Genomic DNA, 16,731 nt, shown 5'->3' with positions numbered 1-16,731 from the left:
TGGTCTGGTAAGTATATGAGTTTTTTAATATTTAAGGTGCAAAATGAAAAAATTACTGTGTTTATCTCTTATGATTGGTTTTGTTTCTCCTGCGTTTGCAGCCAAACATAATAATGATGAAATTTATGTCTGCACCCTTTCTCCGTTTACCGACATGTTTGCAGATGCAGCTAGAACTGAAGATGCAGCCCGCTATAAAGTTTCACAGCGTTGCTTAAAATCGCAAAGTGATATGTTTTGCCGAGCACAAGAAGCTAATTGCTTTACAACTTCGCTATCAGCTCAATGAAGATTTTGAAAAAGTAATATTAATAAAAATATAAGCCCTATAATCATTGGTTTATTACTAGTGACTATTATGGGGCTTTATTCACATAATTGACGAAACACCTCCGGATATTTAAATACGTTAACGGTGTCATTAACATTAACGAAAATCCAGTCACTGCCTTTTATTAATGGGATATACCATTTTGCATCATTTTTAATAATGACTAATGCAGGCAATGTTTTTATCTTCATAATAAAAGCATCACTTTCTTGATACATAGCCTTTAATGGCAGCAACTCTCTTCTTTCAATTTGTAGATAGAATTGAGCAATCTTTTTATCTACTGCTTCTAAATCACAACCATTATTATCTTTATGTTGATATAAGACTTTACCTAAATCTTTTGATTGATAAACCACATCAGATTTAACATTACAACCATAAGTCAGCATCAATAAAAATAATAATGGTGCGCACGAAGAAAACATTTTCAGCATATGCGCACCTCTCTAATTATTTAACTTCTATGTTATCAATCAATATCGCACTATCGTATTCTGTATCACCTTTATCGATAGCCTCTATTGTTAGCTTCACGCGTTTGTTGGCCAAAGCAGAGACATCTAACTGCTCTTTTATCCAAGGGGTGTTATACACACCTCCTTGATCAAACGATACATCAGACTCCACCAGTACTTCTTGATTCTCGCAAAGTTTATTAACACTGGTTTCAAACGATGCGCAATTTGTTGTGCCTTCCTCGCACACGTTTAAAGTAAATGAATCATCAAAACCGGTACCACAATATTCTAAAAATTCCTCTGAATAGAACTTCCAGTCAAAATTTAATGTTGTTACGTTTTTATCTAAACAAGCAGATTGTTCGATACTACCTAGCTCATTGGTATAGCCTAATCCTGTTGATACAACACCAACAAATTGACCATCTAACGGTTTAGTTCCACCAAGATTTGTAATGATGCGACCATCACCCTTTTTCGCCCAAGCATTCAATTCGCCTTGTTCAAAACTGAGATTATCAAATGAGCCACTAGATAGTTTTAAATCTTCTTCGCCTCTCATACGTATAAATGCTTCATCACTGCTGTTATCACTGATACCATGTTTATTAACAGCAACATCAAAGGCTTCCTTCAATGTCGAATCATTTTCAAGCATGTCACTAATAATGGCATTCGTCGTATCTTGAGCATAAGAAGAAAGGACATAGTCATCATAACCAATCACCGCCCCTGCACCTTTTGATAAAAACACATTGGCAAGTGAATTATTGTAAACAGACCGACACGCTGACAGTACGACTAAGCTCTTAGGCATAGTGGAAAGATAATGATCAAAGAACGAAGGAAGAATAATCAACGCGCCACCAGCACCAATGGCTAGGCGCTTCATATAAAGATCGCTTTCATAACCTTCAAGGTTATAAGTGCCATCCTCATTTTTAGGTAAAACTATGCCTGTATATAAACCAGAAACCGATAAATACCCTTTTAAGAAGTCACTTGGCCCCCACTTCTCATCCCAGATTTTAAATAATCCATTGAAATAGTTATTACCGTGGGTAGAAAAATGAATATATCCAAAAGTAGTAAAGTCTTTAAAGCTATCAAGCGAAACACCCACAGTTTCGTTATTCACAAACTCACTATCAGGGAATAATTTACATGATTGACTATCTTTAATCGTTTTCCAAACACCATAGTAATCATCTGCTTTGAAGAAGTTACTAAACTCAGACACATCAGGATTATTAATATACGGGCTGATCATCACGGCTTTAGAGCTTTGAATCCGGTTTGCCGGCGCTACTGATGAGTAGGTTGTGGCCTGTTTTTTAAATACATCATCATAATAACGCGTTTCACGTGCCGCTTTCACAACAGGTGTTGGCGCAACAGTCCCACTACGAGCCGCTGACTTTGAATTTTCAACGAAAGGGTTATGAAGCCCTAAAATACCATCTTCATTTACCCACCAAATACCACCTTCATAGGTATACCCAGCAGCACCTACATCCTTATGGGTGTTAAGTTGATCAACCACCGCCTTGGCTGAAGCATGAACATCTTTTCCTTTATCTAATTCTGAGGTTAACCATGTTTCAACACTGTCAGCAATATCAACAGACTTAGTGACTTGATCTGAGGTGTATTTTTCAGCTACCCAAATACAGGCAGGCTCTGATTGGTATACATTCTTTTCGCTATCAGATACTTGTGCTTGATAACAAAATTTACCTTTCTTAGTTGGATTAAAAGAGAAAGAGGTCGCATAAATACCATCATCATCGATTCCATCAGCACCTTCATCAAAACTAATGCTACCGCCAGAGCCGATCAAGTTAACTTCAGGATTCTTATTATTTGATGTACCAATATTAGCGTAAATCGTTACTGCATCTTCATTTAACACAAAAGAGCGCTGGCTTAATGTTAACGGGGTAGTGAAATCCATCGCTGGGTGATAGTTAATCGTAGAAACAATCTCAACCTGCGCTTCATCAGCGGTTAACGCCATTACGGTGATTTGATTTCTACCTTTTATCAAATCAATTGTTGCTGACCACATTTCATCGACTTCAGCATTCACAGAAAGCTTGGTGGTACCGTTAGTCACTAAGATCTGTTTAATATCATGATCAGAAACAACATTTCCTTTTAAAGTCACCTTTGCTTCATTGGTTACTTTCTTGATATCACCTAAGCCAACAAAAGAAAGAGATAAGGATTTTTCCGCTGGTTTTGCATATACACTGATGTCATCAGTTGCTGTGTCACCGTCGTTATCAGTGACCGTAACGGTAAAATTAAACACTTCATTGTCTTGAATATCAGGAACAGTAAACGTAGCGCTATTGTTTACTTTTATCAGTTCGACTTTTGTTGCATCTGCGTCTGATTGCGTCCAAGAAACATCCACAATTGTCCCGCTTGGATCAATATTGTTAGATGAAATCACCACACTTTTATTAGCATAGGTATAAATATCATCACCAGCTTTAGCTTGTGGTGTTGACTCACCACTTCCACCGCCACCACAACCCAATAGCGCTAAGGCGGTGCTGGCAAAAAGTATGTTCCTTGTTAAGTTCATTGTATTCCCTTCAATAACAAACCAATAGAAATGAACAAAGGATCATATTGCTAAGCTAAATACTATTCTATTAAGCGATACCCCTACTCGATACACTTCATGATTAGAAATGTAATGGATGTAAGTACTTAACTATAATATATGGTTAGATCTATAATCCTTGTTAAACCCACCGAATACCTTTGTTATGAAATCATTACAACAGCTTGTTTTTAATAATACTTACAGCCAACTCCCTTCACTTTTCGGCACTTTCGTTAGTCCGCAACCGCTGAGTAACCCTTACTTAATCAGTGTGAATCCACACATTGCGAAATTATTAGAACTCGATATAAACGCCATTCAATCTGATGATTTTATTAATATATTCAGTGGTAACGACACCTTAACTGGATTTGATCCCATAGCAATGAAATACACTGGCCACCAATTCGGGCAATACAACCCCGATCTGGGTGATGGTCGGGGTTTATTATTGGGGGAAGTACAAACAAGTCATGGTAAAAAGTGGGATATTCACTTAAAAGGCTCCGGACTTACACCTTATTCGCGTATGGGCGATGGCCGTGCCGTTATTCGTTCAAGCATTCGAGAATATTTAGCCAGCGCCGCGATGGCAGGCCTTGGTATTCCGACCTCACATGCACTCGCGGTTATTGGTAGTGATACTCATGTGTACCGTGAAAAACAAGAATTTGGCGCAACCCTGCTCCGAATATCAGAAAGCCACATCCGATTTGGCCATTTTGAATATCTGTTTTATACCCAACAACACGATCAATTACGTTTATTAGCAGATTACGTTATTCAGCATCATTTCCCTGAGTGCCAACAAGTCGAAAAACCATACGCCGCCCTGTTTGAGCAAGTTTGTGAAAATACAGCTAAAATGATCGCCCATTGGCAAGCAGTAGGCTTTGCTCATGGCGTTATGAATACCGACAACATGTCAATTTTAGGCTTAACGTTTGATTATGGCCCTTATGGTTTTCTGGACGATTATAATCCGGGTTATATTTGTAATCATTCTGATTATTCTGGTCGTTATGCCTTCAATCAACAGCCATCCATTGGGTTATGGAACTTATCAGCACTCGGTTACGCCTTAGCACCTATCATTGATAAATCAGACATAGAACATGCATTAGAAATTTATCAGCACCAACTACAAATGCATTACAGCAAACTGATGCGTCAAAAATTAGGCTTATTCGATAACCAAGAACAAGACACTGAGTTATTTCAGCAGTTATTTAATTTACTCAAACAACAATCGATCGATTACACCCAGTTCTTCCGCACGCTTTCGACGCTTTCCCAAGACGAACTCGATAACACCAGTTCTCATTTTTCATCTCTCACTGAAAATACAACCGCAATCGATGAATGGTTAGCTGATTACAAAAAACGTATTTCAAATATCGATGATCAACAACGTTTAGCATTAATGCTTAACAGCAACCCGAAATATATTCTTCGTAACTATTTGGCACAGCTTGCTATCGATGCTGCCGAGCAAGGAAATTTCACATTTATAGAGAATCTATTAACCGTTTTACATGATCCTTTTGATGAGCATCCTAACTTTGAAGATCTTGCCGATCTTCCTCCTAAATGGGGTAAAGAGTTAGAAATTAGTTGCTCTTCTTAAGTCATTCTCTCGTTTTATTAATAAAAAAATGCCCTATTCAATAGGGCATGTTTCTCAATATTTCATTTAATACGCATTACAAATAATAGCTCTGTACAGGTTTCATTTGCTCGTTAAATTCATAAACTAATGGTGCACCTGTTGGTATTTCTAATTCTGTAATTTTGTCATCAGGGATATTATCTAAATATTTAATCAAAGCACGTAAGCTGTTACCGTGAGCGGCAATTAAAATATCAGAGCCAGGTTTAACATTAGGGACAATATTTTCATTCCAGAATGGTATTACCCTATCATAAGTATCTTTCAACGATTCACCATGTGGAAGTTGGCTATGTTGTAGTTCTTGGTAACGTCTATCATTACCTGGATAAAAAGAGCTATCTTCACTTACTTGTGGTGGTTCAATATCATAACTACGACGCCAAATGTGTACTTGTTCGTCGCCAAACTCCTCTGCGGTTTCTGCTTTATTCAATCCTTGAAGATCACCATAATGACGTTCATTCAATTGCCAGTCGTGCTCAACAGGGATCCATAAAGAATCAAGCTGTTCTAATGCTAAGTTAGATGTTTTGATCGCACGATCAAGCATTGAGGTATAGCAAAAATTAAAGTTGAAACCATTCTCTTTCAATTTAATACCTGCGTTACGCGCTTCGTTTTCGCCTAATTCAGAAAGAGAGACATTCGCCCAGCCAGTAAAACGGTTTTCTTTGTTCCAAACACTTTGACCATGACGAAGTAAAACAATACGTGTATTTTTCATAACAGCCCCTTGAAACTCAACATCATGAGTTAAGTAGATTCGTCTTTTTAATCGCTGTCATTTCCATATGGCATTTAACAATTACTTTCTAATTGATAATCATTATCATCTTTAGTTGTAGATTAAATCCATTCCTCATCGATTACAATACTGACTATAAAGAAAAGTTATTAAATAAAAGTGCTACATACCGTCATTATGTGTATCTATCGCGTCATTATAGAGTTTGAGCAGAGTAACAATAGACATTAACCAGTTGATAAAATTAGTTACTTTAACTTTATGGGGATGATTGAAAAACTCATTCGTAAAGTATTATTTACATGAATAATAAAAAATCGCTTCTTCAAATGCCATAACAGATGAAAAAAGCGATTTATTTTGTAGGATATATTTAAGGTTAATTAAGCGATGCGGCTAAAGCCATTGGCTAAATCTTCAATGAGATCGTCGCAATCTTCTAAACCAATATGAACACGAATAAGCGTGCCCTCAAAATCTACTTTGCCCACAGGACGAATACGATTTAACTCTTCAGGTTGGCTTGCCAAAATAAGAGATTCATAACCGCCCCAAGAGTACGCCATACTAAAATGCTCAAAGTTATCTAAGAAATTAGCAACTTCTTCACTCGATAACCGTTTATTAAGCACAAATGAAAACAAACCACAGCTTCCAGAAAAATCACGCACAAAGAATTCATGGCCTTTACAGCTTGGTAGTGCTGGATGATTAACGGTTGCAACTTCTGGACGCTTTGCCAGCCATTCTGCTACTTTGATACTGCTTTCATGATGTTGTTTTAAACGAACGCCCATAGTGCGCAATCCGCGAGCAGCCACATACGCGGTATCAGCATCAACCATTTGCCCCATTAAATAAGAACGTTCACGTAGTTGATCCCAGCAACGTTCATTACTAACTGCCGTACCTATCATCGCATCAGAGTGGCCAACAATGTATTTCGTACCAGCTTGAACAGAGATATCAACACCGTGCTCGAGCGCTTTAAATAGCACCCCTGCCGCCCATGTGTTATCCATAATAATCACAGCATCAGGGTTAACAGCACGCACAGCTTTCACAATTGCTGGAATATCTTGCACTTCCATTGTGATAGAGCTTGGTGATTCTAAGAAAACAACCTTGGTATTTGGCTGTACAAGTTCAGCAATCCCCTCACCAATCAAGGGATCATAATAAGTAGTACTAACCCCTAATCCTTTAAGGACAATATTACAAAACTCTTGGGTAGGCTCATAGGCGGCACCTGTCATCAATACATGATCGCCAGAAGCAACAAACGCTAAAATACTGTTAGATACCGCAGCCGCACCGCATGGATATAAATAACAACCAGCACCGCCTTCTAATTCCACCATCGCATCTTGAAGCGCAAAGTGGGTTAACGTGCCACGACGTCCGTAAAACAACTCGCCTTTCGCACGGTTCTTAATAGCATGTTTTTTATCTGCAACCGTATCGAAAACTAATGATGAAGCACGTTGAATAACACTGTTCACCGCACCGTGAGTGTATTTTTTCTTTCTTCCTGCACTCACTAATGCAGTATCAATTTTCTTACTAGACATAACTTCGTGATTCCCTTACTCGTCTATCTATTCTGTTTCTTGTATAACATGAATAAACACAACAAACTAGCAAGTTATCATAAGTATCAAGCACTAAACTGATGAACAATTATCCTTAAAGTTTGGTGTTTACTTTACGGTATTGTTGCGTTTTTCCCTCAAACAACAACTGCTGTGAAATAGCATTAAAATAACTTCCCTCGGCAAAAAGAGATTCGCTCCAAGCTTGCTCAGAACACTCTAATCGTCTTTTAGTCACAACATCATTATCAATATCAAAACAAGAATGTAGCTCACCAGTCGCACTATCTATCGCAACACCATGATTTTTGGTTAGCCAAAAGAAATTCGTGCCATACGAAAAGCTTGAGCGACCATCATAGCTATCATCAAATAGCGAGTTGCCAGTAAACCATGGAACATAACCACCAAGCCAATCAATAATCGTGGGTGCAATATCTCTCTGAGATGAGGTGATCGACCTCTTTTCATTAGGGATAGATTGATCACTCGCATAGATGAGAAGTGGAATAGAATTTTTAACTAATCCTCCAGTTATCGTTTTTGCCGTGTGATCTGAGAGCAAAATAACGATGGTCGGCTTATCGAGTTGAGCAAGCTTCGAATCCAATTTAGGAATAAAACGTTTCAGTGCATCATCAGCGAACTTCATCACACTTCTACGCTCGTTAATGATGTTTTCGCGACCAAAAACATATTCAACATTATCCGGTAAAAAAGAACCGTGAGTGGTCCCTGTATTGATGGTCATAAGAAAGGGTTTACCCGTTTGGCTGAATTTATCGATTTGGTTTAAAGAAAAACGATAGATATCATCATCCATAAATCCCCATTCATTGTGCACCGCTTTGAATGGGTAATCATACTTACCGTACGACTCCTCAAACCCTAACGTTTGTGCAAAAGCCCCAACCGCCCCTCTTCCACTTCCCTGAATAAAGGCTGTTTGCCAACCTCGCTCAGCTAAAATATGTGGTAAACATGAATAAGAAGCATTTTGTAATTGGCTATTTGCCATAAAGCCGTTTATAGGATTTGGGTAAGAACAAAATGTAGAAAACGTCCCTTGTACTGTTCGATAAGCATCGGCATAGGTTGAATACGTCGAAAAAGAACGTGCTCTAAGTTGATCAAAAAATGGCGTGGCATTCACAACACCCGAGTAACTTTGCATATCAAAAGCCAACCAACTCTCAAGCAGAACAACAATGACATTGGCCGATTTAAGTGATTGAAGCTGGGCAGGAGAAGCTGTTTCTTGTGTATGTTCAAAAAACTTAACTTGCTGTGACGTTGGATTTTTAGTGATTTTTTCTATGGGCGCAAGATCGCCTTTAGAGAGATAGTAACCAATGCTATAGGGAGCATTCCAAGCAATGAAGGCTTTATCTAAGTCACCAATAGTATAAACACTCATCGGACTCTGAGGTGAGTCTTTCCAGCCTCCGCGAACAATGATTAGTGTAGTAACTAACCACAAAAATATAAACAGACTATTAAAATACCAGTTTGCTTGCTTTCTATTGGATAATGGCAAATATTTCCAAATGAAAAACAGTGATACTAATAAACATGCAATACCAAGCGCGACAGTTCCAAAGTAACCTTTAAACGCAGTCTGAATAAGTGACACTTCCATCCCTTGCGTATTAAACAGTTCAAATGTGACATGTTTACTGGCTTCTTTGGCATAAATGGCATCAGAAAAGGTAGTAATAACAACCCAACAAATCGCAATGCAGAGTAAGAATCGAGTTAATTGATTGGTTGCTCGTTTAAATAAACTAGCAATGATTAAGCTAAGGAAAATGGGGATAGTCAGTAAAACAGCAGCGCTAGCATCAAAGTAAATACCAAAAAGTAAAGCATCGATGCCATCTTGCGAACTAAGTTCGATGGGAAGTTCAACAAAACTTAATAAAGCGAGCAACTTAGTAATAAAGATCGCTGCGATTAAAAAGGCAAAAGATATAATGGTATTTATTGCAAGCACAGCTATTCCTTGCTAATGAATGATTCCTTTTAGAGAAGCAAGAAAATGCATCTATGTCCAATTTATTCGCAGTATTGATTTAGATTAACCATATCATTTTCTTCATTTCTAACATCTGTTGAAAGTTAATTCAGTATTGATAGTCAATTTTGTTGAATAAGGGGTGAGCATGTTTGAAAATAATAGTGATTTTAATCCAAATATTAAGTAAGCCTTAAGTTATAAAATGGATGATATGGCTATTCGCTAATTCATAAGAGCTCGTAATGCGTCAAATTTTCCAAATTAAGATGACAAGCTTCATCGTGGTGATGTCAGCATACTTCACCCTATGCTTTAACTATCCGATCCTCGCTAAGATTTTCGATTTAAGCCATTCAGTGTCTAATGTCTTTTTTCCATATACTGCACCGATTGTATTGATGGCGGCATTTCTGATTATCTTCACAGTGTTATGTTGGCCATACCTGTTTAAGCCAGTAATGATTTTCTTAACCATTACTTCATCGATGGCACTCTATGCAGAAGTGAATTACCACACCTTATTTAATAATGCCGTAATTGAAAGTATTTTCGAAACACGTTCAGATGAAGCGCTGTCTTATGTCAATGCCCATTCTATTATCTACGTCATCGTATTTGGTATTGTGCCAAGTATTTGGATTGCAATGGTAAAAATCACCAAGCGAGAGTCTTTTATTAAAGATATCGTTGCTCGTGTCGCGTTAATCGGTATCGCTTGTACAGCGATTTTGCTCGTCGGATTAACGACATTTAAAAGCTATGCTTCTGTGGGTCGAAATAACCATTTTTTAAACCGTATGATCATTCCAGGTCATGTATATGCGGGTGGTAAGTACCTCTATAAGAAGTTTATTTACAAACCACTACCATTTAAACAACAAGGGTTAGACGCAAAACTAAGCCCAAGTAAAAACCATAAACCTACTTTATTTGTGATGATCTTAGGTGAAACCGCACGTACCTATAACTATGCTTATAACGGTTATAAACGTGACACCAATCCATACACCAAAAATGAAGGCATAATATCGTTCAAAAACGTTGAATCTTGCGGTACCTATACTGCCCTTTCCGTGCCTTGTATGTTCTCGAATTTAACACGAGCACATTACAACCAAGATCGTGCATATTCTCAAGATAATGCCGTTGATATTATCCATCGCGCAGGGGCGAAAGTATTGTGGCTTGATAACGATGGCGGATCAAAAGGCGTAGCAGATCGCGTTAACTATCAAGCGATCGATCCTTCCCAGCATAATCAATTCTGTAATGGTACCAGTTGCTACGACAGTGTAATGCTAGATAAAGCCCAACGTTTTATTGATAAAGGCGATACAAATAAATTTTTGGTACTGCATTTAATCGGTAGTCATGGACCGACTTATTTCAAACGCTACCCTAAAGCGTTCGATAAATTTAAGCCATCATGTAATCGCAGCGACATTGAAAATTGCACTGACGAAGAAATTAAGAACGTGTACGACAATACTATTCTGTACACCGACTTCGTGACAGAACAAATGATAAAAATGCTGAAAGCCAAAGAAAATAAATATAATGTTGCTTTGTTATATATGTCAGATCATGGTGAATCTTTAGGTGAGAACGGTTTCTACCTTCATGGTGCGCCCTTCTCTATTGCACCTAAAGAGCAAAAACACGTGCCTTGGCTACTATGGCTACCAGAGCAATACGCTCAACAAAAAGGAATTAACAAAGCATGTTTAGTTGCTAAAGAATCGCAACCCGGACTTTCACAAGATAACTTATTCCCTAGCCTACTGAGCTTATATGGTGTGAAATCAAAAGTGATTAATCCAAAGCTAGATATCACAGCAAGCTGTCGAGCCAAATCATAACCATTCAATGATCCCATTAACTTAATGTATACTTGTAAGACATTGCAGGTATACATTTTTATTTGAGCTCTCATTCCATGAAAATACTGATTATCGAAGATTCCTCGGCATTACGTCGTAGTTTAGCTGTGGGGTTTAATAATTTAGGCTTTTCCACTGATGAAGCAGAAAATGGTAATGAAGGACTCACCTTAGCATTAGACAATGATTACGATATTATTATTTTAGATCTCATGCTCCCTGGCATTGACGGTATGACGATTTTAAATAAACTGCGTCAAACAGGCATTGAAACTCGTATTATTATTCTTTCAGCCAAAACACAAAGCCAAGATCGTATTGATGGCTTAATGCAAGGTGCTGATGATTATGTTACTAAACCTTTTTCATTTGATGAACTCCATGCTCGTGTGGTAGCAATTTCCCGTCGTTGCCAAGCTGTAAGCATTACCAATACCATTGAAATTGATGGCTTTTTGTTAGATCTTAATAAAAAAACGTTATTCTATGGTAACAACGATTTAGAACTCACACCGAATGAATTTAAGATCATCGATTATCTCTTCACTCACCGAGGTCAAATCCTTACCGCTAGTATGATCAGCGATAATATTACTAATAACTTCGACTATATTTCGAAAAATACCATTGAAGTACATATCTCTACGATGCGTAAAAAAGCGAAAAATATTGAGGCTGTATTGCCAATAAAAAATAAACGCGGTTTTGGGTATTACGTAGAGAGTTAAACATGACAAATCCTCGCTCAATTAAAAAGAATTTAATTAACGCGATCAGCGCCGTATTTGGCTTCTTTATTATTATTGTTTTTACTTTCGTCGATTTCAGTGTAGATAATTGGGTTCAAGAACAATTTGAATTAGAGATCCAACAAAAAGCCGGACAGTTTAAAACCATCACCAATATCCAAGATTTTGCACAAACGATTAAAAGCGATAAAGATTATGCCTATTATCAGATCTGGAAAAATGATGATGTCATTTATCGTTCTACATCGCTCAATAATTATCCCAACATCCATTTACTACACAAGAAGTTACCACTAAATAGCTATCAAATTGTCGATGTCACTTTACCAAACCATGAAATAGGTAAGGCATTTCTATACTCTTATCTCGCAAAACCTAAAGATAAAAAGCCAACCCCTATTTATTTAACCATTTATGCATCAACGACAGGACTTGATAAAGTTACAGGCATTCTCGATATTTTACTGGTTGGTAGCTTTTTACTCTCGATGATCATTATGCGTGTAGTCGCTAAAATCATTGTGAGTAAAGGGCTTGATCCTCTCGTAAACTTAAATGATCAAATAAAACTGTTTAACGAAAATAAACAGCAACGACAAAATCACACCTTTGCGTTTAAAGAAAATGTATCCTCTTATATTGAGATTGATTTAATCCGTAAAGAGCTTAATAACTTCCTCGAAACTAACCGTAAAATGGTCGATAACGAAAAACGGATCACCTCTGATATCGCCCACGAAATCAAAACGCCTATTGCAGAACTCATCACCCTAACCGAAGTGCATCAACGCTTTCCAGATGATGAACGTATAGCGAAAACCTTTACCTCGGACATTCTACAAATATCGAACCGAATGAAAGTAATAGTAGAAAACCTATTATTACTACAGCGCACGTCTCATTCACTTTCTCTTTATAAACAGCCAATTGAAATCACAAATTTATTAAGTACCGTGATTCATGATTTAAACTTTAAATATGACGATATTAAACAACGTGTAGTTTTAGATAATACGCTTCATCACCCTATTCTCGCTGATGAGTTTTGTTTAAAAACTATCATCACCAACTTATTAGATAATGCACTGTTTTACAGCATGCCTAATACCGCTATTAATATTACGATTAATAATGATGATCAGGATGTGGTATTCACTATCACCAACTCATCCTCTATTAATTACTCGCAGCAGGAAGTCGATAAACTGGTGCAACCGTTATTTCAGCATGATGATTCACGTTCTAATAACAATCGCTATGGTTTGGGATTATCTATCGTTGATAACATCTGCAAAATTAACGATTACGAGTTATCAATAAACCAGTTAGAGCATGGGGATTTTCAGGTATTAGTAAGGATTCCAAAAAAAGAATTGTCGTGAATAAACCAGTTGATAGGCTAAATATAAAAAAGCAGCAATGCGTATTATTCATTACTGCTTTTTATATTCATCAGAATATGGGGCTTTTGTTTGAGATAACTTATTTTTAAGCTATATTACCGTAACAAAGCTTAACTACATATTTAAAAGCATCGTTTTCAGCAATACTAGTCCTAAACAGTAAAGGTTAAATACTACTGTTCAATAAGCTCACGTGCAGTGGCTTTCTCTGCTTGATATTGTGCTATTGAACGATTTAATGCTCTAAGAGTAAACGTTCCGTTTGTACTCTTGTCATATCATCGATAACTCAAAACCTAAAAATCCTGCCACTACCTTTATAAAAACAACAGTCCACGTAGTGATAAAGAGCAACATAATTATCGAGTAAAGCGCACTTTGGCTTCCATTTTTATGTTTGGTATTTGTGTGTTGAACTAGTCCAAGTTCTGCTTCTAGCTCTTTACAACGAACGTATTTTTGATTGCGTATACTTCTAAACTGACGAGCAAACATCCAAGAGCATAAGATCAAAAATACACCAATCAAACAAAACAATAGTATGACTATTCCTAATTCGTTCTCGACAATGTTATTTAGCACAAAACCAAGTAGTACAGCGCTAACACCCCAAGTTAAAGTTGAAACGGACCAAACTAAGTTATCATGATGTTCAGCAGAGTTTTGCGCCATCTCATATTCCAACAGCTTGTTCTCATTATTTACTCTCTTAAACCTTTTCATAATCTCTTTCTCAAATAGATGGTATTACGCTGCCATAAGCGATTACAAAGGATTGACAATAATTGCTCGTAGCGAAAGCCAACCCTTTGTTCCTGCTTGCTGCCAACACGTCATGCAATTAACAGGAATATTTAGCCACAGATAACACTCGAATTCTTTTTGGCATCACCCTTGATGATCATTTCAATATTTACTTATATAAGTTGGCTTGGACTTATTCAAAACTTCAGATAGGTGTCGGCTGAACGACACTTATCCTTATTTGTCATAAAACAAATTACTGCTCCGTAACATCCATAGACTTAGGTGTCGGTATAACACCAATAAATCGCGCTAAACTCAACAATGTCATGAACAAACCTATCATTGCTTGCCCAATAACTAGTGAGTAAGCTAAAACCCCTAACGGTGTCACGTTGTAAAACCCGAAGCTAGTCATTACAACAAAACTCGTGTAAACCGCTCCTAAAACACTTTCGTGAGATCCATCAACTGCGAATGAGAAGATGTTTTGAAAGAAAATATATTGCGCTGCAAACCAGAAAATAATCTCGAAATAGTTCTGCATTAACAAGATCACAATTCGTCTATAACCATGCAATTTGTATTCTTTACCAGCCTTGATCGCTCGATATTCATCAAACAAAAGTACATTTGTTTGATAAATTACAACCTCATAAACCCGTAATAATGCATAAGAAGCTATAGCAAAGCCGATATATTGATTATTGATGTATAAGACAGCAGGCACAGACACGATAGATAAAAACACATGACTTAAAGCCCATATTTCAGAAAAACGACCAGTTCTAGCTTTAGGGCATAGCCTTCTGACCAAGTTGAAAAATGAAATTTTGCCAAGCATTTTGAATACAAATGCCCAAAAATCAACAATAAACGAATCTGACTTTTCCATAAATCACTCTTGTTTTATAACGTCACAATAACGGCATTTACTAGCCCAAACTGATTGAAACGCATGGATCACTACGTTTCTATAAAAGTTGCGCTACGAGTAAATGTCACGTTCATTATTCTGTTATATTTCCTTACACCAAACGTTCCTTACGCCAACACTAGTAAAGCCAAAAGACTTGCAATTACGACTGCTAGTGCTGTTTAATTCCACATCCGTTAGGACAACTTCAATACCGTTATCGAAAGCATCCTTTATGCGCGCATCAAGCAATGCTTTTTGGCAACCTCGGCCTCGAAACTCTTCTTGTGTATATGCGTTAGCTAAAATTACATGCTTACTTTCAAAAAAGCTTGTAGCCCATGCGCAAGGCATGCCATTAACGAATGCTACATAGCTACGAAATTTATCAGTACAATATAGCGAACGCTTTTTTAACCAAATGTCGTCTGAACAACTTACCCCAGACGTTTTTAACAGAGAGAGAAAATCGTCAACTTTACTATGTCCCCATACTTCTACATTAATAGCATTTGATGAGTCCTTTGAGGCCAGCAAATTCTCTTGTGTTAGTTGAAGAAATTCATGTTCAAACACATTAGTAAATTCGTGGCTTGATAGCCATGAATTGAGTTCGGGTGTAATAGCTTTTGGTTCAACACTGATTTCTAGTGGCAAATTAATGTCGAATAGCTCAAGGCTATTATCCAATGATTCTAAATTGCAGATATCTCGAACAATTATTTGATTGTCGTATCTACGCGTTTTGTCTACATAAGTAGCGTAAGAAGTTAAATCTGTAACGGAAAGCTCACTTGGTGTATCAGTAGACAGAGCCCGCTCGTTATTGAAGATAAAGTAAGAGTTGTATACTTCCTGTACTCTTTTGTCCTGCATTCATCTCTCGTCTTTTAATGAAATCTAACACCGCACTAAGCGGAAAAATTGTAGGCTAAAATAAATATACCTTTTAAAAAGGAGTATTCATCATTAATAAAGCACTGAAAAATCGCTCAGACTCTCTTTATTAACAATAACTTACCCCTATTACCTTGCAAGGTAAACGTACCGCTACGATTGATGCTTATAGTCGTGCACTACGTCACATCACACATCAACTGGATAAATCGGCAACAATTTAACTACCGACGATTTGAAGCGGTATTTTACACAACTGATCAAAACACATTCATGGAGTACCGTGAAAATTGATCGTAATGACTTACAGCTTTTCTTTAGGCATGTGCTTCAACGTTATTAAAGATGGATATTGCAGTATATATTACCGAAAGGATTTCGTCGGCTACGTGATTATGCTTTGCTGCGGGGTAATGAAAAGAAGCTGCTTCAAGCTATCCAATTTATGTTCATGTTCGCAGAACAACTGACGTTGCCCTCACCGAATAAAACGGTACGTATAAAAGCCCAACCCTTTTGCCCCTGCTGCCAACATGTCATGCAATTAACGGGAATATTTCGACCCAGATAACCGATGTTAAATAATAAGGATAATGGCATTCACGCTTCAGAATTAAAGAGGATTTTATTATAAATCAGGGTATTAATATTATTGGTTCACACCAAGGATAACGCTCGACTGCTTTTTGTCATCACCCTTCATGATA

At 37.3% G+C, this 16,731-nt stretch carries 13 protein-coding genes and 1 pseudogene; 6 read left to right on the top strand and 8 right to left on the bottom strand.

Annotated elements, in window-relative coordinates; genetic code table 11:
• Positions 1-43: 43 nt before the first annotated feature.
• Positions 44-289, top strand: a complete 246-nt coding sequence (locus C9J46_RS17680; RefSeq protein WP_233217803.1) for a hypothetical protein — start codon at positions 44-46, stop codon at positions 287-289.
• 77 nt (positions 290-366) lie between these two features.
• On the opposite strand, the gene C9J46_RS17675 is transcribed toward C9J46_RS17680, so the two are convergent.
• On the bottom strand, positions 367-768 hold the full coding sequence (locus C9J46_RS17675) for a hypothetical protein (RefSeq protein ID WP_107208478.1): 402 nt from the start codon (positions 766-768) through the stop codon (positions 367-369).
• Between the two features lie 16 nt (positions 769-784).
• Entirely contained in the window at positions 785-3,385 is a 2,601-nt protein-coding gene (locus tag C9J46_RS17670; protein ID WP_107291299.1) for a choice-of-anchor L domain-containing protein, read from the bottom strand.
• A 187-nt stretch (positions 3,386-3,572) separates the two neighbouring features.
• Here C9J46_RS17670 and C9J46_RS17665 point away from each other — a divergent pair, with 187 nt between their 5' ends.
• On the top strand, positions 3,573-5,036 hold the full coding sequence (locus tag C9J46_RS17665; RefSeq protein WP_107291298.1) for a YdiU family protein: 1,464 nt from the start codon (positions 3,573-3,575) through the stop codon (positions 5,034-5,036).
• A 76-nt stretch (positions 5,037-5,112) separates the two neighbouring features.
• On the opposite strand, the gene gpmA is transcribed toward C9J46_RS17665, so the two are convergent.
• The 3 genes from gpmA to C9J46_RS17650 all read right to left on the bottom strand — a co-directional run bounded on the left by gpmA (position 5,113) and on the right by C9J46_RS17650 (position 9,411).
• Complete coding sequence (gene gpmA / locus C9J46_RS17660; RefSeq protein ID WP_107246573.1) at positions 5,113-5,805, bottom strand: 2,3-diphosphoglycerate-dependent phosphoglycerate mutase; 693 nt, start codon at positions 5,803-5,805, stop codon at positions 5,113-5,115.
• Positions 5,806-6,209: 404 nt separating this feature from the next.
• Positions 6,210-7,397, bottom strand: a complete 1,188-nt coding sequence (gene metC / locus C9J46_RS17655; RefSeq protein ID WP_107208482.1) for a cystathionine beta-lyase — start codon at positions 7,395-7,397, stop codon at positions 6,210-6,212.
• Between the two features lie 115 nt (positions 7,398-7,512).
• Complete coding sequence (locus C9J46_RS17650) at positions 7,513-9,411, bottom strand: LTA synthase family protein (protein WP_107291297.1); 1,899 nt, start codon at positions 9,409-9,411, stop codon at positions 7,513-7,515.
• A 266-nt stretch (positions 9,412-9,677) separates the two neighbouring features.
• Between C9J46_RS17650 and C9J46_RS17645 the strand changes: the two genes are divergently transcribed.
• The 3 genes from C9J46_RS17645 to C9J46_RS17635 all read left to right on the top strand — a co-directional run bounded on the left by C9J46_RS17645 (position 9,678) and on the right by C9J46_RS17635 (position 13,446).
• Positions 9,678-11,294: a phosphoethanolamine transferase gene (locus tag C9J46_RS17645; RefSeq protein WP_107291296.1), complete on the top strand. Its 1,617-nt coding sequence runs from the start codon at positions 9,678-9,680 to the stop codon at positions 11,292-11,294.
• A gap of 77 nt (positions 11,295-11,371) precedes the next feature.
• Positions 11,372-12,043, top strand: coding sequence for a response regulator transcription factor (locus tag C9J46_RS17640; protein WP_107291295.1), 672 nt, complete (start codon positions 11,372-11,374; stop codon positions 12,041-12,043).
• A gap of 2 nt (positions 12,044-12,045) precedes the next feature.
• Positions 12,046-13,446, top strand: a complete 1,401-nt coding sequence (locus tag C9J46_RS17635; protein WP_107291294.1) for a sensor histidine kinase KdpD — start codon at positions 12,046-12,048, stop codon at positions 13,444-13,446.
• 294 nt (positions 13,447-13,740) lie between these two features.
• Here the strand turns inward: C9J46_RS17635 and C9J46_RS17630 are convergent, their stop codons facing one another.
• The 3 genes from C9J46_RS17630 to C9J46_RS17620 all read right to left on the bottom strand — a co-directional run bounded on the left by C9J46_RS17630 (position 13,741) and on the right by C9J46_RS17620 (position 16,003).
• Positions 13,741-14,139, bottom strand: coding sequence for a hypothetical protein (locus C9J46_RS17630; protein ID WP_146147685.1), 399 nt, complete (start codon positions 14,137-14,139; stop codon positions 13,741-13,743).
• A gap of 328 nt (positions 14,140-14,467) precedes the next feature.
• Entirely contained in the window at positions 14,468-15,106 is a 639-nt protein-coding gene (locus C9J46_RS17625; RefSeq protein ID WP_045127031.1) for a hypothetical protein, read from the bottom strand.
• A 123-nt stretch (positions 15,107-15,229) separates the two neighbouring features.
• Positions 15,230-16,003: a GNAT family N-acetyltransferase gene (locus tag C9J46_RS17620; protein WP_107291293.1), complete on the bottom strand. Its 774-nt coding sequence runs from the start codon at positions 16,001-16,003 to the stop codon at positions 15,230-15,232.
• A 149-nt stretch (positions 16,004-16,152) separates the two neighbouring features.
• On the opposite strand from C9J46_RS17620, the pseudogene C9J46_RS21960 reads away from it, so the two are divergent.
• Positions 16,153-16,361 (top strand): annotated as a pseudogene (locus tag C9J46_RS21960) (phage integrase N-terminal SAM-like domain-containing protein); the annotation flags it as partial.
• Between the last annotated feature and the right edge of the window lie 370 nt (positions 16,362-16,731).

The organism is Photobacterium sp. GB-36 (assembly GCF_003026135.1).
Classification (GTDB): Bacteria; Pseudomonadota; Gammaproteobacteria; order Enterobacterales; family Vibrionaceae; genus Photobacterium.
The sequence above is the reverse complement of the archived record's forward strand: the minus strand, read 5'-3'. Positions and strand labels throughout refer to the sequence as shown.